The 17605-nt window shown below is 64.8% G+C and carries 16 protein-coding genes; 5 read left to right on the top strand and 11 right to left on the bottom strand.

The window, feature by feature from the left end; all coding sequences use genetic code 11:
- Nucleotides 1-84: 84 nt before the first annotated feature.
- The 7 genes from CAG29_RS12715 to gcl form a co-directional block, all read right to left on the bottom strand.
- Nucleotides 85-909, bottom strand: coding sequence for an ion transporter (locus CAG29_RS12715; RefSeq protein ID WP_085631168.1), 825 nt, complete (start codon nucleotides 907-909; stop codon nucleotides 85-87).
- 21 nt (nucleotides 910-930) lie between these two features.
- On the bottom strand, nucleotides 931-1845 hold the full coding sequence (locus CAG29_RS12710) for an urea transporter (protein WP_085631170.1): 915 nt from the start codon (nucleotides 1843-1845) through the stop codon (nucleotides 931-933).
- 145 nt (nucleotides 1846-1990) lie between these two features.
- Complete coding sequence (pyk, locus tag CAG29_RS12705; RefSeq protein ID WP_085577763.1) at nucleotides 1991-3406, bottom strand: pyruvate kinase; 1416 nt, start codon at nucleotides 3404-3406, stop codon at nucleotides 1991-1993.
- The gene (locus tag CAG29_RS12700) at nucleotides 3396-4676 is read right to left on the bottom strand and encodes a glycerate kinase (RefSeq protein WP_085694603.1); all 1281 of its coding nucleotides are present in this window, start codon (nucleotides 4674-4676) and stop codon (nucleotides 3396-3398) included. The genes pyk and CAG29_RS12700 overlap by 11 nt, the downstream gene beginning before the upstream one ends.
- A 148-nt stretch (nucleotides 4677-4824) precedes the next feature.
- On the bottom strand, nucleotides 4825-5718 hold the full coding sequence (locus CAG29_RS12695) for a 2-hydroxy-3-oxopropionate reductase (protein WP_085640250.1): 894 nt from the start codon (nucleotides 5716-5718) through the stop codon (nucleotides 4825-4827).
- A 168-nt stretch (nucleotides 5719-5886) separates the two neighbouring features.
- On the bottom strand, nucleotides 5887-6669 hold the full coding sequence (gene hyi, locus CAG29_RS12690) for a hydroxypyruvate isomerase (RefSeq protein WP_085577760.1): 783 nt from the start codon (nucleotides 6667-6669) through the stop codon (nucleotides 5887-5889).
- Nucleotides 6670-6807: 138 nt separating this feature from the next.
- Entirely contained in the window at nucleotides 6808-8583 is a 1776-nt protein-coding gene (gcl, locus tag CAG29_RS12685; protein ID WP_085656698.1) for a glyoxylate carboligase, read from the bottom strand.
- 268 nt (nucleotides 8584-8851) lie between these two features.
- Here gcl and CAG29_RS12680 point away from each other — a divergent pair, with 268 nt between their 5' ends.
- Nucleotides 8852-9292, top strand: coding sequence for a heme-binding protein (locus tag CAG29_RS12680; RefSeq protein ID WP_085577758.1), 441 nt, complete (start codon nucleotides 8852-8854; stop codon nucleotides 9290-9292).
- Nucleotides 9293-9502: 210 nt separating this feature from the next.
- A complete protein-coding gene (locus CAG29_RS12675; protein WP_085694601.1) occupies nucleotides 9503-9961 on the top strand; it encodes a transposase in 459 nt (152 codons plus the stop codon).
- Nucleotides 9962-10063: 102 nt separating this feature from the next.
- On the opposite strand, the gene CAG29_RS12670 is transcribed toward CAG29_RS12675, so the two are convergent.
- Nucleotides 10064-10672: a TetR/AcrR family transcriptional regulator gene (locus tag CAG29_RS12670; protein ID WP_085694599.1), complete on the bottom strand. Its 609-nt coding sequence runs from the start codon at nucleotides 10670-10672 to the stop codon at nucleotides 10064-10066.
- Nucleotides 10673-10805: 133 nt separating this feature from the next.
- On the opposite strand from CAG29_RS12670, the gene CAG29_RS12665 reads away from it, so the two are divergent.
- Nucleotides 10806-11720 carry a DUF808 domain-containing protein gene (locus CAG29_RS12665; protein ID WP_085640247.1) on the top strand — a complete coding sequence of 305 codons (915 nt, stop codon included), beginning with the start codon at nucleotides 10806-10808 and terminating at the stop codon, nucleotides 11718-11720.
- Between the two features lie 167 nt (nucleotides 11721-11887).
- Here CAG29_RS12665 and CAG29_RS12660 read toward each other — a convergent pair whose 3' ends face one another.
- A complete protein-coding gene (locus tag CAG29_RS12660; protein WP_085577754.1) occupies nucleotides 11888-12676 on the bottom strand; it encodes a VacJ family lipoprotein in 789 nt (262 codons plus the stop codon).
- The gene (locus CAG29_RS12655; RefSeq protein WP_085577753.1) at nucleotides 12669-13967 is read right to left on the bottom strand and encodes a serine/threonine protein kinase; all 1299 of its coding nucleotides are present in this window, start codon (nucleotides 13965-13967) and stop codon (nucleotides 12669-12671) included. The genes CAG29_RS12660 and CAG29_RS12655 overlap by 8 nt, the downstream gene beginning before the upstream one ends.
- 226 nt (nucleotides 13968-14193) lie before the next feature.
- On the opposite strand from CAG29_RS12655, the gene CAG29_RS12650 reads away from it, so the two are divergent.
- Nucleotides 14194-14562: a hypothetical protein gene (locus tag CAG29_RS12650; RefSeq protein ID WP_085577752.1), complete on the top strand. Its 369-nt coding sequence runs from the start codon at nucleotides 14194-14196 to the stop codon at nucleotides 14560-14562.
- 131 nt (nucleotides 14563-14693) lie between these two features.
- Here CAG29_RS12650 and CAG29_RS12645 read toward each other — a convergent pair whose 3' ends face one another.
- Entirely contained in the window at nucleotides 14694-16289 is a 1596-nt protein-coding gene (locus tag CAG29_RS12645; RefSeq protein WP_085694598.1) for a glycosyl hydrolase family 17 protein, read from the bottom strand.
- Nucleotides 16290-16575: 286 nt separating this feature from the next.
- Here CAG29_RS12645 and CAG29_RS12635 point away from each other — a divergent pair, with 286 nt between their 5' ends.
- Complete coding sequence (locus CAG29_RS12635; RefSeq protein WP_085577750.1) at nucleotides 16576-17427, top strand: glycine betaine ABC transporter substrate-binding protein; 852 nt, start codon at nucleotides 16576-16578, stop codon at nucleotides 17425-17427.
- Nucleotides 17428-17605 lie beyond the last annotated feature (178 nt).

Genomic DNA, 17605 nt, shown 5'->3' with positions numbered 1-17605 from the left:
GGTGTGTTCCGGCCGGGGGCGGGCCATTTGCCAGCGACTATAGCGGCCTGCGCATAGTCGCTTAAAGATTAAAAAGCTCTTTGCTTATTCCATTTTCTTGTACAACGCATTGCCGCAGCGGGAACAGAACGACGCTTCCTGTTCATGGTTGTCCTTGGCGCAGACCGGGCAGGCGTGACGCTTTTGCCCGCCGCGCATGGCGGTGGCCAGTTCCGCCGTGAAGATCCCGGTGGGCACGGCGATGATCGAGTAACCGGTGATCATCACCATCGACGAGATCACCTGGCCCAACGGGGTCTTGGGCACGATGTCGCCGTAACCCACGGTGGTCAGGGTCACGATAGCCCAATAGATGCTCTTGGGAATGCTGGTGAAGCCGCGCTCGGGGCCTTCGACCACATACATCAGGGTGCCGAACACGGTGACCAGGGTGCAGACCGTGAGCAGGAACACCAGGATCTTCTGCTTGCTGCCGCGCAGGGCGTCGAGCAGGTAATGCGCCTGACTCAGGTAGTTGCCCAGCTTGAGCACGCGGAAAATGCGCAGCATCCGGATCACCCGGATGATCAGCAGGTACTGCGCATCGGCGTAGTACAGCGCGAGGATGCCGGGCACGATCGCCAGCAGGTCCACCAGCCCGTAGAAGCTGAAGGCGTAGCGCAAGGGCCTGGGCGAGCAGTACAGGCGCAGCAGGTACTCGCCCAGGAAGATGACCGTGAAGCCCCACTCGATGTACGCAAGCAAGCTGGCGTAGTTCTGGTGGACGTCGTCGATGCTGTCCAGGATCACCACCACCAGGCTGGCGAGGATGATCAGGAGCAGGGTCTTGTCGAAACGGCGGCCGGCCACCGTGTCGGTCTGGAAAATGATCACGTAGAGGCGGTCGCGCCACGTGGCGTTGCTGTTCATTCAATGCGCTCGGGGAAAAGATCAGCGCAGCCTAGGTTGATTCTCCCCGTGAGCGCAAGGCGCGGCGTTCGCTTCGGTCGCACCGGTCAGGCGGGTGCCGGTGCGCAGCAGCCAGCAGGCGAGGATGAACGGCGCCGTGAGCGGCGCCAGCCCCAGCGCGCCGAACAGCGGCGGCGTCAGCAAGGCCAGGCCGATGCCCGACAGCGGCAGCCACGGTTGCCGGCGCTGGGCGCTGAAGGCGAGGGCGGCCAGCACGGCGTTGTAGCCGCCCAGGCCGAGCAGGGCGGTCTGGCTGTCGTGCTGCAGCAGGCTGGCGCCCAGGCCGATGGCCGACGCCAGCAGGGCCCAACCGAACGCACGGCGGTCGGCGAGCAACAGGCCGGCGGCGATCAAGGCGCCGGCCAGCGGATGGTCGAGGAACATCACCTGGCCGAAGCCGTTGAGCGCCGCGCCGATCAGGTTGACGGCGTTCGTTTCGGGTGCGGGCGCAGGCGTCGCAGGTTCGGCGAAGGTCAAGGCGATCCAGCCCAGCATCACGAACGGTGCGGTATAGGCGGGCAGGCATTGCTTGAGGCTCACGCGCTTGAGCCACTGCTGGGTGATCATCGCGCTCAGTCCGCCGGCCGCCAGGATCAGCGGCGGCAACATCGGCGACCAGGGAAAGTACAGGCTCAGCAGCAGCCCGATCAGCACGCCGTTGTAGCTGAACAGGCCGGCCTGGCGATCCGCCTTGGCGTAGTTGCGGCGCTGGGCGGTGAGTAGGCCGGCGACGGCGCCGAGTAGGGCGCCGGCGAACAGCACCGGCGCGGTCAGCAGGATCGCCAGGAGGCACAGCAACCCGCAGAGCGGATGGCGCTGGAGGAAGATCTGGCTGAAGCCGTTGAGCAAGGCCTCGGCCCAGTCGGGGCAGTGGGTGTTGAAATGGTTGGCAGGCATGGCAGTTCTGAAAGTCAGTGAAACCGGGTCGTCCTTGTCGCCGGCAGGCTGGCTCCCACACTGAATCTCTGTTCATTGTCGGTTCTGTGGGCGACACAACACCGATGTGGGAGCGGGCCTGCCCGCGAAGAGGCCGGTGCAGTCGCTAGATCAACGTCTCGATCCGCAACGAGTTAGTCGATCCCGGTTGGCCAAACGGCACACCGGCGGTGATCAGCAGCGTATCGCCCCGTTCGGCCATGCCTTGAGCCTGGGCGATCTCCAGGGCGGTGGAGCAGACCTCGTCGACCTGGCGCAGCCGGTCGTTGACCACCGAATGGATGCCCCACGCGACGCTCAGGCGCCGGGCGGTCTGCAGGTTCGGCGTCAGGTTGAGGATCGGCGCCTTCGGCCGTTCCCGTGCCGCACGCAGGCTGGAAGCGCCGGATTCGCTGTAGTTGACCAGCACCGCCACCGGCAGCACGTTGCTGATGCGGCGGATGGCGCAACTGATCGCGTCGGACACGGTGGCCTCGGCCTTCGGCCGGCTGACGTCGAGCTGGGTCTGGTAGTCCGGGCCGTTCTCCACCTGGCGGATGATCTTGCTCATCATCTGCACGGCTTCGAGCGGGTATTCGCCGGAGGCGGTCTCCGCCGACAGCATCACCGCATCGGCGCCTTCGGCCACGGCGTTGGCCACGTCGGTGACTTCGGCGCGGGTCGGCGCCGGCGAGAAACGCATCGATTCGAGCATCTGCGTGGCCACCACCACCGGTTTGCCGAGCTGGCGGCAGGTGCCGATGATGTTCTTCTGGATCTGCGGCACGCTCTCGGCCGGCACCTCCACGCCCAGGTCGCCGCGGGCCACCATGATCGCGTCGCTCAGCTCGGCGATTTCCCGCAGTTGCTGCACCGCCGAGGGTTTTTCGATCTTCGCCATCAGGAACGCCTTGTCGCCGATCAGCGCCCGGGCTTCGCGGATGTCTTCGGGGCGCTGCACGAACGACAGCGCCACCCAGTCCACGCCCAGTTCCAGGCCGAAGCTCAGGTCGCGGCGGTCCTTGGCCGTCAGCGGGCTGAGGTCGAGCACTGCCTGCGGCACGTTCACCCCTTTGCGGTCCGACAGCTCGCCGCCGTTGAGCACGGTGGTGTCGATGGCGTCGGAGTACTTGGTCACCACGCGCAGGCGCAGCTTGCCGTCATCGAGCAGCAGATCCATGCCCGCTTCCAGCGCGGCGATGATTTCCGGATGGGGCAGGTTGACCCGGCGCTGGTCGCCCGGGGTGGCGTCCAGGTCCAACCGGAACGCCTGGCCGCGGTGCAGCTGCACCTTGCCCTCGGCGAACTTGCCGACCCGCAGCTTCGGGCCTTGCAGATCCATCAGGATGCCCAGCGGGTAGTTGAGCTGGCGCTCGACCTCGCGGATCCACTGGTAGCGCTTGGCGTGGTCGGCGTGGTCGCCGTGGCTGAAGTTGAGGCGGAAGATGTTGACGCCGGCCTCCACCAATTCGCGGATGTCGTCGATGCCGTCGACGGCAGGGCCCAGGGTGGCGAGGATTTTGACTTTTTTGTCAGGCGTCATGTTTAGGGCTCTCGAGGATCAGGATGGCGCGGAAGTCGTTGACGTTGGTGCGGGTCGGTTCGGTGACGATCAGCGCATCGAGCGCCTCGAAGTAGCCGTAGCCATTGTTGTCGTCCAGCTCGTCGCTGGCGCTCAGGCCCAGGGCCGCGGCGCGGGTGTAGCTGTCCGGGGTCATGAGGGCGCCGGCGTTGTCTTCCGAACCGTCGATGCCGTCGGTGTCGCCGGCCAGCGCGTAGACGCCGGGCTGGCCCTTGAGGCTGTCGGTCAGGCTCAGCAGGAACTCGGCGTTGCGCCCGCCGCGGCCGTTGCCGCGCACGGTGACGGTGGTCTCGCCGCCGGAGAGGATCACGCAAGGCGCCGCCAGCGGCTGGCCGTGCTGGATGATCTGGCGGGCGATGCCGGCGTGGACTTTCGCCACCTCGCGGGATTCGCCTTCCAGGTCGCCGAGGATCAGCGGGCTGAAGCCGGCCTGCCGGCATTTCACCGCCGCCGCTTCCAGCGACTGCTGCGGGCGGGCGATCAGTCGGAAATGGCTGCGGGCCAGGCTCGGGTCGCCGGGTTTGACCGTTTCCGACTCGGGGCTCTGCAGCCAGGTGCGCACCGAGGCCGGCACTTCGATGCCGTAGCGCTTGAGGATGGCCAGGGCTTCGGCGGACGTGCTCGGGTCGGCCACGGTGGGGCCGGAGGCGATCACGGTGGCGAGGTCGCCGGGCACGTCGGAAATCGCATAGGTGTAGACGGTGGCCGGCCAGCAAGCCTTGCCGAGGCGGCCGCCCTTGATCGCCGAGAGGTGCTTGCGCACGCAGTTCATCTCGCCGATGGTGGCGCCGGACTTGAGCAAGGCCTTGTTGATCGACTGCTTGTCGGCCAGGGTAATGCCTTCGGCGGGCAGGGCGAGCAGCGCGGAGCCGCCGCCGGACAGCAGGAAGATCACCCGGTCGGCCTCGGTCAGGTCGCTGACCAGGGCCAGCACGCGCTGGGCCACGGCCAGGCCGGCGGCGTCCGGCACCGGGTGCGCGGCTTCGACCACCTCGATTTTTTCGCACGGGGCGCCGTGGCCGTAGCGGGTCACCACCAGGCCCGAGACCTCGCCCTGCCAGCAGCGCTCGACCACCTGGGCCATGGCGGCCGCAGCCTTGCCGGCGCCGATGACGATCACGCGGCCGGTGCGGTCGGCGGGCAGGTGCGCTTCGAGGACGTGTTGCGGATGGGCCGCGTCGATGGCTGTGGCAAACAGCTCGCGCAGCAGTTGTTGCGGATCGACCGACATGACGGGCTCCCGGAATTCTTGTTATTGGACAGAGCGACGCGCATCCCTGTGGGAGCGGGCTTGCCGGCGATTCAGGCGCAGCGGTCGGTCAGACACACCGCGCCGACTCCATCGCCAGCAGGCTGGCTCCCACCGGTTCAGGCAGGGATCACTGCTTGTCGCGGATCGAGAAGTTGGCCATGTGCTCCAGGCCCTTGATCAGCGCCGAATGATCCCAGTTGCTGCCGCCGATGGCCGCGCAGGTGCTGAACACTTGCTGGGCGTTGGCGGTGTTCGGCAGGTTGATCGACAGCTCCTTGGCGCCTTGCAGGGCCAGGTTCAGGTCCTTCTGGTGCAGGCTGATGCGGAAGCCCGGGTCGAAGGTGCCCTTGATCATGCGCTCGCCGTGGACTTCGAGGATCTTGGAGGAGGCGAAGCCGCCCATCAGCGCTTCGCGCACCTTGGCCGGGTCGGCGCCGTTCTTGGAGGCGAACAGCAAGGCTTCGGCCACGGCCTGGATGTTCAGGGCCACGATGATCTGGTTGGCGACCTTGGCGGTCTGGCCGTCGCCGTTGCCGCCGACCAAGGTGATGTTCTTGCCCATGGCCTGGAACAGCGGCAGCGCGCGCTCGAACGCATCGGTCTCGCCGCCGACCATGATGCTCAGGGTCGCGGCCTTGGCGCCGACCTCACCGCCGGACACCGGTGCGTCGAGGTACTGCGCGCCTTTCTCGTTGACCTTGGCGGCGAAGGCCTTGGTGGCGGTCGGCGAGATCGAGCTCATGTCGATGACCACCTTGCCTTTGCCGATGCCGGCCGCGACGCCGTCGGCGCGGAAGAGAACGTCTTCGACCTGCGGGGTGTCCGGCACCATGACGATGATGAATTCGGCTTCCTGGGCCACTTCCTTCGGGTTGGCCAGGGCGACGGCGCCGGCGGCCACCAGGTCGGCGGGGGCGGCGTCGTGGTGCGCCGACAGGAACAGGCTGTGACCGGCTTTCTGCAGGTTCGCCGCCATTGGGTGGCCCATGATGCCGGTGCCGATGAATCCGATTTTAGCCATGAGAAAATCCTCTTGTTGTTCTGATGCTGCAAGGCAGCCTTAGGGACGCAGCCGATTCAGTGTGGGAGCTGGCTTGCCAGCGATGGCGGTGGATCAGGCAACCTGTTTGTCGTGTGTGCTGCCGCCATCGCGGGCAAGCCCGCTCCCACAGGGTTTTGTGGGGTTCGCTCAGATCGCGTTGTGGGTCTTGAGCCAGCCCAGGCCCGCTTCCGTGGTGGTCAGCGGCTTGTACTCGCAACCGACCCAGCCCTGGTAGCCGATGCGGTCCAGGTGTTCGAACAGGAAGCGGTAGTTGATCTCGCCGGTGCCTGGCTCGTGACGGCCGGGGTTGTCCGCCAGCTGAACATGGTTGATCTCGTCCAGGTGCGATTGCAGGGTGCGGGCCAGGTCACCTTCCATGATCTGCATGTGGTAGATGTCGTACTGCAGGAACAGGTTCGCGCTGCCGACCTGCTCGCGGACCGACAGGGCCTGCGCGGTGTTGTTCAGGTAGAAGCCGGGGATGTCGCGGGTGTTGATCGCCTCCATCACCAGCTTGATGCCCGCCGCCTGCAGCTTGTCGGCCGCGTACTTGAGGTTGGCGACGAAGGTCTTTTCCACGGTGGCGTCGTCCACGCTCTGCGGGCGGATGCCGGCCAGGCAGTTGACCTGGGTGTTGCCCAGCACCTGGGCGTAGGCGATGGCCAGGTCGACCCCGGCGCGGAACTCTTCGACCCGGTCCGGCAGGCACGCGATGCCGCGCTCGCCCTTGGCCCAGTCGCCGGCCGGCAGGTTGAACAGCACTTGGGTCAGACCGTTGGCGTCGAGCTTGGCCTTGATCTCGGCCGAGCTGAAATCATAGGGGAACAGGTATTCGACGCCGCTGAAGCCGGCCTTGGCGGCGGCGTCGAAACGGGCGAGGAAATCCTGTTCGGTGAACAGCATGGACAGGTTGGCTGCGAAACGCGGCATGGTGGTCTCCCTTAAGTATGTGCAGGTCCCCTGTGGGAGCCAGCCTGCTGGCGACAGCGATGGCCCGGACAACATCCATGTCGGATGTGCCGGCCTCATCGCGAGCAGGCTCGCTCCTACCGGGAAAGCGGTCAGCCGTTAATCGAGCAGCGAGATCGCCGTCGGTGCATCGTTGCCGACCAGCGCCAGGTCTTCGAATTCGTTGACGGCGTTGATCTCGGTGCCCATGGAGATGTTGGTCACACGCTCCAGGATGATCTCGACGATCACCGGCACCTTGAACTCTTCGATCAACTGTTCGGCCTGGCGCAGGGCCGGGGCGATGCCGGCCGGTTCGAACACGCGCAGGGCCTTGCAGCCGAGGCCTTCGGCGACCGCGACGTGGTCGACGCCGTAACCGTTGAGCTCCGGCGCGTTCAGGTTATCGAAGGACAGCTGCACGCAATAGTCCATATCGAACCCACGCTGGGCCTGACGGATCAGCCCCAGGTACGAGTTGTTCACCACGACGTGGATGTAAGGCAGTTTGAACTGAGCGCCGACCGCCAGCTCCTCGATCATGAACTGGAAGTCATAGTCCCCCGACAGGGCCACGACTTTGCGGTTCGGATCGGCCTTCACCACGCCCAGCGCCGCCGGGATGGTCCAGCCCAACGGGCCGGCCTGGCCGCAGTTGATCCAGTGACGCGGCTTGTAGACGTGCAGGAACTGCGCGCCGGCGATCTGCGACAGGCCGATGGTGCTGACGTAGCAGGTGTCTTTGCCGAACACCTGGTTCATTTCTTCGTACACGCGCTGCGGCTTGACCGGCACGTTGTCGAAGTGGGTCTTGCGCTGCAGGCTGGCCTTGCGCTGCTGGCAATCTTGCAGCCAGGCGCTGCGGTTCTTCAGCTTGCCCGCGGCTTGCCACTCGCGGGCGACTTCGATGAACACGGTCAGCGCGCTGGCGGCGTCGGAGACGATGCCCTGGTCCGGGGTGAACACGCGGCCGATCTGGGTCGGTTCGATGTCCACGTGGATGAACTTGCGGCCTTCGGTATAGACGTCCACCGAACCGGTGTGGCGGTTGGCCCAGCGGTTGCCGATGCCCAGCACGGCGTCGGACTTGAGCATCGTCGCGTTGCCGTAGCGGTGCGAGGTCTGCAGGCCGACCATGCCCACCATCAGCGGGTGGTCGTCCGGGATGGTGCCCCAGCCCATCAGGGTCGGGATCACCGGAATGCCGGTCAGCTCGGCGAATTCCACCAGCAGTTCGCTGGCGTCGGCGTTGATGATGCCGCCGCCGGCCACCAGCAACGGACGCTCGGCCTGGTCGAGCAGGGCCAGGGCCTTCTCGGCCTGCACGCGGGTGGCGCTCGGCTTGAGCAGCGGCAGCGGCTGGTAGGCGTCGATGTCGAATTCGATTTCGGCCATCTGCACGTCGAACGGCAGGTCGATCAGCACCGGGCCCGGACGGCCGGAGCGCATTTCGTAGAAGGCCTTCTGGAACGCGTAAGGCACCTGGCCCGGCTCCAGGACCGTGGTCGCCCACTTGGTCACCGGCTTGACGATGCTGGTGATGTCGACGGCCTGGAAATCTTCCTTGTGCAGGCGGGCGCGTGGCGCTTGCCCGGTGATGCAGAGGATCGGGATCGAGTCGGCGGAGGCGCTGTAGAGGCCGGTGACCATGTCGGTGCCGGCGGGGCCGGAGGTGCCGATGCACACGCCGATGTTGCCGGCCTTGGTGCGGGTGTAGCCCTCGGCCATGTGCGAGGCGCCCTCGACGTGGCGGGCGAGGACGTGATCGATGCCGCCGACTTTTTGCAGGGCGGAATACAGCGGGTTGATCGCCGCGCCCGGAATGCCAAAAGCGGTATCGACCCCTTCGCGGCGCATCACCAGAACGGCGGCTTCGATTGCTCTCATTTTGCTCATGGTTTTGTGCCTCTTTACGTTTTGTAATTGTATACAAGTGGCTTTGCACAGAGTGTATTCACGGCGAGCGATACAGGTCAATCCATTTTCTCAAGCACCCGTTTCATTCGTCGGAAGCCGATTCTGCTGTGGCTTTTCGTCGCATGTGGCGATTTTTGAGAATTATTGTATACAAATAAATTATTCATTGTGTTCTATTTGTTGCATCGGACTGCGGCACAAGCGCGCAGCCCAACGGCTTTCCCAATAACAAAATGAGGACGGCACCATGAGCGCTTTAACCTTGAAAACCGCAGTCAACCTGGTCAACGAAGCCATCGGCGCAGGGCGGGCGATCTCCGCCGCGCCGCTGACGGTCGCGGTGCTCGACGCCGGCGGCCATCTGGTCACCCTGCAGCGTGAGGACGGCGCAAGCCTGCTGCGCCCGGACATCGCCATCGGCAAGGCCTGGGGCGCCATCGCCCTGGGCAAGGGGTCGCGCCTGCTGGCGCTCGACGCCCAGCAGCGCCCGGCGTTCATCGCCGCGCTCAACAGCATGGGCCAGGGCAGCGTGGTACCCGCGCCGGGCGGCGTGCTGATCCGCGATCAGGCGGGGAACGTGCTGGGTGCGATCGGCATCAGCGGCGATCTGTCGGATGTGGACGAGCAGGTGGCGATCAAGGCGGTCGAGGCGCTGGACCTGCGGGCGGATGCGGGGGTGGTGGCTTGAATCTGCGTTGACTGATTAACCGCTATCGCGAGCAGGCTCACTCCTACAGTGATCGTGGGTGGACACAAAATGTGTGAACACCACAAATCCTCTGTAGGAGTGAGCCTGCTCGCGATAGCGATTTACCAGACACATCCTGCCAACACTCTGTACCTCTGACCTGAATACACAGAACTAGCCTTTCATGACCTGATCATGGAGGGCAAAGGAATGCCGGATCTACCCGCTGCACATCGATTGCGAGTCGGACGCTATGCCGAAACCAGCCGCATTTACCTATTAACAACCAACCCGCATCAGCGACAACCGATGTTCAGGGACTTCACCTTGGGCAGGCTGGTCGTCGATCAGTTTCGCAATGCACAGAACTCAGGCCTGGCGAATTCACTGGCCTGGGTGGTCATGCCAGACCATTTTCATTGGTTGATAGAGTTGCAACAGGGATCTTTGAGTGAGCTGATGCAAAAAACCAAATCGCTGAGTACCAAAGCGGTCAGGCAGGCTACTGCAGAGAGTAAATCGCTTTGGCAGAGAGGCTTTCATGACCGGGCGCTGCGGCAAGAGGATGATTTGGTCAAAGTGGCGCGGTACATCGTTGCCAACCCTTTGCGTGCAGGGCTGGTGAAGAAGCTTGGCGATTATCCGCTGTGGGATGCGATTTGGGTTTGAGCTGAAACCGAGTTGCCTCCATCGCGAGCAGGGCTCACTCCTACACTTGGAATGCGTTCCCCTGTAGGAGTGAGCCCTGCTCGCGATAGCCGCGCCACGGTCTCACAGATCCGGCTCGCACCCCTTGAGCACCAGCCGGATGATCGTCTGCGCCGCCGCTTCATAGTCGGCTTCGTCGAGCTTGTCCTTGCCGGTGACGGCGGAGATCTGCCAGTCGAAGTCGGCGTAGGTCTGGGTCGCGGCCCAGATGCTGAACATCAGGTGGTTGGGGTCGACCGGGGCGATCTGGCCGCGGTCGATCCAGGTCTGGATGCAGTCGATGTTGTGCTTGGCCTGGCCGTTGAGCTGTTCGACCAGGTCGGCGCTCAGGTGTGGGGCGCCGTGCATGATTTCGCTGGCGAACACCTTGGAGGCGAAGGGCAGGTCGCGGGAGATGCGGATCTTGGAGCGGATGTAGCCGCTGAGCACTTCGCTGGGCACGCCGTCCGGGTTGAACGGGGTCGAGGCCTGGAGGATCGGCACGATGATGCTTTCGAGCACCTCGCGGTAGAGGTTTTCCTTGGACTTGAAGTAGTAGTAGACGTTGGGCTTGGGCAGTCCCGCCTTGGCGGCGATGTCGCTGGTTTTGGTCGCCGCGAAGCCCTTGTCGGCGAATTCCTCACTGGCGGCACGCAGGATCAGTTCTTTGTTGCGCTCGCGGATTGTGCTCATAAACCCGGTGGTTCCTTGCCTGTTCTGGCGGTTGCGCATGGTAGCACCGGCCTCGCGCGGCGCTCAACAATGCCCCGTGTGGCCTGCGGTCGCGTATGCTGCGCAGCATTATTCACAAAAGGAAACATGATTCATGGCAGGAAGCAGTCTGCTGGTGCTCATCGATGACATCGCCACCGTGCTGGACGATGTGGCGCTGATGAGCAAGATGGCCGCCAAGAAGACCGCCGGGGTGCTCGGCGATGATCTGGCTCTCAATGCCCAGCAAGTCTCCGGCGTGCGGGCCGAGCGGGAAATCCCCGTGGTGTGGGCGGTGGCCAAGGGGTCGTTCGTCAACAAGCTGATCCTGGTGCCGTCGGCCCTGGCGATCAGTGCGTTCGTGCCGTGGCTGGTGACGCCGCTGCTGATGGTCGGCGGCGCGTACCTGTGTTTCGAGGGGTTCGAGAAACTGGCGCACAAGTTCCTGCACAGCGAGGCCGAGGACGAAGCCGGGCACGCGCAGTTGACGGAGGCCGTGGCCAACCCGGCGACTGACCTGGTGGCCTACGAGAAGGACAAGATCAAGGGCGCGATCCGCACCGACTTCATCCTTTCGGCGGAAATCATCGCCATCACCCTCGGCACCGTCGCCGACGCCTCGCTGACCCAGCAGGTGATCGTGATGTCGGGCATCGCCGTGGTCATGACCGTGGGCGTTTACGGCCTGGTGGCCGGCATCGTCAAGCTCGACGACCTGGGCCTGTGGCTGACCCAGAAGCCTGCGCAGATGGCCAAGACCGTCGGCAACGGCATCCTGCGCGCGGCGCCGTACATGATGAAGGGCTTGTCGGTGGTCGGTACGGCGGCGATGTTCTTGGTCGGCGGCGGCATCCTGACCCACGGCGTGCCGGCGGTGCATCACTGGATCGAAAGCGTGGGCGCGGCGGCTGGCGGCGCCGGGTTCGCGGTGCCGCTGCTGTTGAACGGCGCAGCGGGGATCGTCGCGGGCGCGGTGGTGCTGGCGGTGGTCTCGGTGGTGGGCAAGCTCTGGCGGGCGATCAAAGGGTGATCGCATGACCTCTGTGGGGCCGGTCTGCCGGCGATGGCGGTGTGTCAGTCCGGGCCTGGGTGAATGACATGGCCTCATCGCCAGCAGGCTGGCTCCTACAGGGTTGAGTGACATGAAAAAGGGCCATCCGATGCGCGTCGGATGGCCCTTTTTCGTTGCCGCCGAGGTTACTCGGCGATCTGCAGCTTGCGCGATTCGGTGTACACGTAGCGCACCTTCTCGTACTCGAACGGCGAGTTCATCTGGCCGTAGCGGAAGCGGGTCTGGTAGCGCTTGTCGACGGCGCGCAACGCCCAGATTTCCGGGTGGTTTTCGCTGACCTGGGAGACGTTGAGGAAGTTGATCGCCGACTCCGCGCTGAAGTCCACCGCCAGGCCGGCGGTGTCGCGCAGGTTCGACGGGCCGAGGATCGGCAGCACGAAATAGGCGCCGCCCGGTACGCCGTAGAAGCCCAGGGTCTGGCCGAAGTCTTCGCTCTGGCGCTGCAGGCCCATGGCGGTGGCCGGATCCCACAGGCCGGCGATGCCGATGGTGGTGTTGAGCAGCAGGCGGGCGGTGATCTCCATCGAGCGCTTGCCCTTGAACTGCAGCAGGCTGTTCATCAGGTTCGGCACATCGCCCAGGTTGTTGAAGAAGTTGCTGACGCCGGTGCGCACGAAACCCGGCGTGATGTAGCGGTAACCGTCGACCACCGGCAGGAACACCCATTGGTCGAAACGGTAGTTGAAGTGGTAGACCCGGCGGTTCCATTCCTCCAGCGGGTCGTAGACGTTCAGCGCGCTGAGCGTCGAGCGCTCGAACTCGCGCTGATCCAGGCCCGGGTTGAACTTGAGTTTCGACAGCGGCTCCTTGAAGCCGTCGCTGTCGACCACCACCGGTGCGTTGGCCTTGCTGTTGTCGGCCTGGGCCATGCCTGCGCAGAGGAGCGCTGCGGTCAGCAGAAGATATTTAGCCACGGAAGAACTCCAGCATGGCGTCGCTGTTGACGCGGTAGTTAAGGTTGCCGCAATGGCCGCCCAGCGGGTAAACGGTCAGGCGGTCGCCGAAGGTCCTGCGCAGGAACCCGAGGTCGCCGGGGCCGAGGATCACGTCGTCGGCGTTGTGCATCACGGCGATTTTCGGGCTGTCGTGCAGGTAGTCCTTGAGCGCGTAGAGGCTGACCTGGTCGATCAGCTGCAGCACGCTGCCGCCGTCGGTGCGGGCGCGCCACATCGGGATCACCTGTTCGGTGATGTAGCAGTCGAAGTCGCATTGCAGCGCACGCTTGAGGAACGGCGTCAGGCTGGTGCCCTCGGTGATGGGGAACTTCGGCGGGGTGATCAGGCCGCGACGGTTGATCAGGTCGGAGGTGAACGCGATGTCCGCCGCCGAGAAGCGGAACGAGGTGCCGATCAGCATCGCCATCTGCTCGTTGCTCAGGTGCTGCTTGGACTGCTGGAAGTCGTAGAGCAGGGCATCGTTGAGGTCGATGTAGCCCTTCTGCTGGAAGTAGCGGGTCAGCTTGCCCAGCACCAGCTCATAGAAGGTGGTGCTGTTGTTGATGCCCTTGACCTCGGTCTGCACCAGTTTGTCGAGGTTGGTCACCGAGGTGTAGAGGTTGACTGGCGGGTTGAGCAGCAGGACCTTCTTGAAATTGAAGCTGCGCCGGGTCTCGTCCAGGTGGGCGACGAAGGCCGCGTCCAGCGCACCGAGGCTGTAGCCGCTCAGGAAGTAGTCGGTGACCGGCACTTTCGGGTTCTGCGCCCGCACGGCCTGCATCACCCGGTACATGTCCTCGGCGTCTTCCTTGGTCACGCCGGGCGTGGCGAAGCGCGAGGCGGCGCTCATGAAGTCGAAGCTGGTCGGCGACGACAGCTGCACCACGTGGTAGCCGGCCTTGTAGTAGAGCTTCTTGAGGTACTCGTTGAGGGTGCTGTCGTAGCGCGCGCCGGTGCCGGCGATCAGGAAGATCAGCGGGGCGGCCTTGTCCTGGGTGGCGATGCGGTAGGTGAGTTTCTTCACCGGCCAGAAGTTGTCCGGCAGGATGAATTCGCGTTCGGGGCGCAGGGTGACGCTGCGGTCGGACTGGCGGATGTCGTCGTCCGACGGCAGGTCCGGGCGCAGATCCGGCGGGGTGGTGGCGATGGTCGCTTCGAACGGGTTGGTCAAGGGGTAGCCATAGCTGGCGGCGTCGATTTCCGCCGCCGGCGCGGACGCACTCAGGATAAGGCCGCCTAACAGGGCGGCGAAGCGCAAGGAACGGAGCATGACTGGATCCCTTAAAAGGAAGGTGCCGAAAGAGGTTCGCAGGCTATGACCACTGGATTTGCGTCAAAGTGCCACGCTGTGCGACCCAGCGGACGGAATTCGGGGTAATGGTAGCCGGACGATACACGCGGGGCGGACGGGAAGGCCAGTTAAGTGTTGTTAGTCCTTGCATAAGATGGCCGGCGGATTAAGCTGGCCGCCGGTTTTTTGTTGATTGGAGTGTTCCATGTCCCGCCGCCTGCCGGTGCTGTCGCTGCTCGTTCTGCTGCCGTTGTGGTTCGCCGCCAGTTACGCCGCGCGTTACGGCTTCATGGAGGACGGGCAGTGGGTCGGCATCTGTGCCGATGAGGCGAGCCGTTGGGAGTGCCAGGTGCGCTCGAGCCTGGGCCTGCTGATTCACTTCAAGGCGCTGGGCTGGGCGGCTGTCGCGACGGCGGTGGCCGGGTTCGTCCTGCCGGGACGGGCAGGGTGGTGGCTGGCGGTGCTGGCGCTGGCGTTCGGGCTGCCGGCGCTGGCGCTGTACAACACGACGCTGGCGGTGTTCGCGGTGGTGATCGCCGGGCTGCGGCTGGTCCGGGAGCCCCGCAGCGCCTGACGTGCCCGGCCAGCCAGCCTGCTGGCGCCATCGCCAGCAGGCTGGCTGGCTCCCACAAGGATTGTCGTGGGAATCTCGATCCAGTGTAGGAGCGAGCCTGCTCGCGATGAGGTCGTTGAAGGCGGCGAAGCTCAGCCCTGGCGAACCCGCAGGCACCGCCACAAGGCAACGACCATCAACCCGCTGACCAGCGCCCAGCCCCAGGCCTGCTGGTTCTGCAGCCCTTCACGGAACAGCTGCGGCGCGATACCGGCACCGACGATGAAGGTGAGCAGGGCGATTTCGCGACGCGGCACACGCACCGGGCGGCACAGGTACACCAGCGCCGGTACCACGAACGCGGCGCTGGGGAAGCTGCGGTAGCGCGGGTCGAACACCAGCTCCAGCATCATCACCGCCGCCGCGAAACCGGCGGCCGCCACCAGCCATCCGGCGCGGCGCTCCAATGCGTCGAACCAACGCCCGCGCCAGCCATCACGGGTGCTCAGGCCCAGCGCGGCGTGGGCGAGGACCAGCAGGTTCAGCCCGGCCAGCAAGCCGGCCCACAGCCATTCGCCGGCAAACCGTGCCGTCACCTGCGCCAGGTCGCCCCAAGCGCCGATGGCGCAGGCCGCCAGCGCCCCCAGCAACGGCAGCACCAGCGCCGCCCGGGTGCTGCGCACGCGCCCGCCCAGGAGCAGCGTACCCAGGAACATCAGCCCGCCCGCCGCCAGCCAGTGCTTCCAGTACGGCACGTTGGTCACGGGCCCCTCCAGCACGCCCTTGTCCTGGCGATCGGCATCGAACAGCCCCCAGTAACCGCCCACCGCGCCTTCGCTCGCGCGCTTCCACGGCTGGTCGAAGGCTTCGATCAGGTTGTAGCGCCAGCCTTCCTTTTCGGCCATCGCGACAAAGCCGCGGATGAACTTGGCCTCGTTGACCCGGCTCGGCACGGCGGTCTCGCGCTGGCGACCCTCGCTCGGCCAACCGGTCTCGCCGATGAGCACGTCCTTGGGCGCGAACTGGTTGCCGAACACCTGGCGTACGTCTGCCACGTGCTGCAAGGCGGCGTCGATGTTCGACGGCTCGTCCTCCCAGTACGGCAGCAAATGGATGGTGAGGAAATCCACCGCCGGCGCGATTTCCGGGTGCTTGAGCCAGAACTCCCAGACATCGGCGTAGGTCACCGGTTGCTTGACCTGGCCTTTCACCTTGTTGATCAGCCGCGCGAGCTGGGCCCCGGTGACTTCCTTGCGCAGCAGCGCTTCGTTGCCGACGATCACCGCGCTGACCACGTCGGGGTTGGCGTTGGCCGAGGCGATCAGCAGGTCGACTTCCTTTTCGGTGTCCACCGGGTTGCTGTTGACCCAGGCGCCGATCATCAGCTTCAGGCCGTGCTTGCGCGCCAGTGCCGGCAGGGCTTCGAGGCCGGTCATGGAATAGGTGCGGATGCACTGGAAGCGGGTGGCGAGCAGGGCGAGGTCGGCGTCCATGCGCTCCGGGCGCAGCTTGAACGGCACGTCGAACGGCGACTGATCCTTGTCGAACGGCGTGTAGGACGCGCATTGCAGCTTGTGGGTCGCGCTGGCGGCGTCCGGCAGGACGGCCGGTTTGCCCAGGCCGTACCAGAAGCCGCACAGGGCGAGCAGGCCGAGCAGGCAGGCGCACAGATAAGGAAGGATCGGGAAACGGGACGTCGCGGACATGGTCGGGCCGGGTGGCTGCAAAGCGACGCATCTTACCTGCATTCGGGCCCGGGTTGCAGGTTGCGGGGCTCTGGCATGCAAGGTTCGGGCGGTTTGCACGAGACGTTTTTGCGGCGCCGGGTTAATGGCCTTCTGATGTCGTTTCTCGTTGCGTCGAGGTCGCTGGCAGAGCAGGTCGTGCGGGGCGCCGGGTTGATGATCGAAGCCGTCAGTGCTCCGCTGATGTTCGAACGAGTTTGCGGTCAGGCGTGATGGGGGCGCCGTGCACCATAACAATACGTTGACGCCGTCCGGCATCCGTCGGACGCAGCATTTCGGGGAAGTAACGATGAAAATGCGACGACTTTTAGCCGCAGGTGCCGCCCTGGCGCTTGCGATGGGCTCCACTTTCGCCAGCGCTGAAAAACAGACACTGAACATCGGTTACGTTGACGGCTGGTCCGACAGCGTCGCGACCACCCACGTGGCCGCCGAAGTGATCAAGCAGAAACTCGGCTACGACGTGAAGCTGCAAGCCGTCGCCACCGGGATCATGTGGCAGGGTGTCGCCACCGGTAAACTCGACGCCATGCTCTCGGCCTGGCTGCCGGTGACCCACGGCGAATACTGGGCCAAGAACAAGGATCTGGTCGTCGACTACGGCCCCAACTTCAAGGACGCGAAGATCGGCCTGATCGTGCCGGAGTACGTGAAGGCCCAGTCCATCGAAGACCTGAAGACCGACGACAGCTTCAAGAAGCGCATCGTCGGCATCGACGCCGGCTCAGGCGTGATGCTCAAGACCGACCAGGCCATCAAGGACTACGGCCTGACCGGCTATCAGCTCAAGGCCAGTTCCGGCGCCGGCATGATCGCCGAGCTGACCCGTGCCGAGAAGAAGAACGAATCCATCGCCGTGACCGGCTGGGTGCCGCACTGGATGTTCGCCAAGTGGAAGCTGCGCTTCCTCGAAGATCCGAAAGGCGTGTACGGCGCGGCGGAGACCGTGAACAGCATCGGCAGCAAAGAACTGGACGCCAAGGCGCCGGAAGTCGCCAAGTTCCTGAAGAATTTCCAGTGGGCGTCGAAGGACGAGATCGGCCAGGTCATGCTGGCGATCCAGGACGGCGCCAAGCCTGAGGCGGCGGCCAAGGACTGGGTGGCCAAGCATCCGGAGCGTGTGGCCGACTGGACTAAGTAACCTCAATACCGCACACCCTGTGGGAGCGGGCTTGCCCGCGATAGCGTTCTGTCGGTTGACTGATCATTCGGCTGACACGACGCCATCGCGGGCAAGCCCGCTCCCACAGTTTTTTGTGTGTGCTCAAAAATGGCAAAAGTGTCATGGGCATCTACTACTAAGGTCGTCTGGAAGCTCT

Source organism: Pseudomonas sp. B7(2017) (genome assembly GCF_002112745.1).
Lineage (GTDB): Bacteria > Pseudomonadota > Gammaproteobacteria > Pseudomonadales > Pseudomonadaceae > Aquipseudomonas > Aquipseudomonas ekonensis.
Note: the sequence above shows the minus strand (reverse complement) of the source record. Positions and strands in the feature narration are given on the sequence as shown.

Bases quoted from the DNA above. Each gene is read 5' to 3' on its own strand.
- pyk (WP_085577763.1), bottom strand. From the start codon at position 3,406: ATGACGCCTGACAAAAAAGTCAAAATCCTCGCCACCCTGGGCCCTGCC.
- CAG29_RS12715 (WP_085631168.1), bottom strand. From the start codon at position 909: ATGAACAGCAACGCCACGTGGCGCGACCGCCTCTACGTGATCATTTTC.
- CAG29_RS12700 (WP_085694603.1), bottom strand. From the start codon at position 4,676: ATGTCGGTCGATCCGCAACAACTGCTGCGCGAGCTGTTTGCCACAGCC.
- CAG29_RS12655 (WP_085577753.1), bottom strand. From the start codon at position 13,967: ATGCTCCGTTCCTTGCGCTTCGCCGCCCTGTTAGGCGGCCTTATCCTG.
- CAG29_RS12635 (WP_085577750.1), top strand. From the start codon at position 16,576: ATGAAAATGCGACGACTTTTAGCCGCAGGTGCCGCCCTGGCGCTTGCG.
- gcl (WP_085656698.1), bottom strand. From the start codon at position 8,583: ATGAGCAAAATGAGAGCAATCGAAGCCGCCGTTCTGGTGATGCGCCGC.
- CAG29_RS12670 (WP_085694599.1), bottom strand. From the start codon at position 10,672: ATGAGCACAATCCGCGAGCGCAACAAAGAACTGATCCTGCGTGCCGCC.
- CAG29_RS12675 (WP_085694601.1), top strand. From the start codon at position 9,503: ATGCCGGATCTACCCGCTGCACATCGATTGCGAGTCGGACGCTATGCC.
- hyi (WP_085577760.1), bottom strand. From the start codon at position 6,669: ATGCCGCGTTTCGCAGCCAACCTGTCCATGCTGTTCACCGAACAGGAT.
- CAG29_RS12695 (WP_085640250.1), bottom strand. From the start codon at position 5,718: ATGGCTAAAATCGGATTCATCGGCACCGGCATCATGGGCCACCCAATG.
- CAG29_RS12710 (WP_085631170.1), bottom strand. From the start codon at position 1,845: ATGCCTGCCAACCATTTCAACACCCACTGCCCCGACTGGGCCGAGGCC.
- CAG29_RS12650 (WP_085577752.1), top strand. From the start codon at position 14,194: ATGTCCCGCCGCCTGCCGGTGCTGTCGCTGCTCGTTCTGCTGCCGTTG.
- CAG29_RS12645 (WP_085694598.1), bottom strand. From the start codon at position 16,289: ATGCAGGTAAGATGCGTCGCTTTGCAGCCACCCGGCCCGACCATGTCC.
- CAG29_RS12665 (WP_085640247.1), top strand. From the start codon at position 10,806: ATGGCAGGAAGCAGTCTGCTGGTGCTCATCGATGACATCGCCACCGTG.
- CAG29_RS12680 (WP_085577758.1), top strand. From the start codon at position 8,852: ATGAGCGCTTTAACCTTGAAAACCGCAGTCAACCTGGTCAACGAAGCC.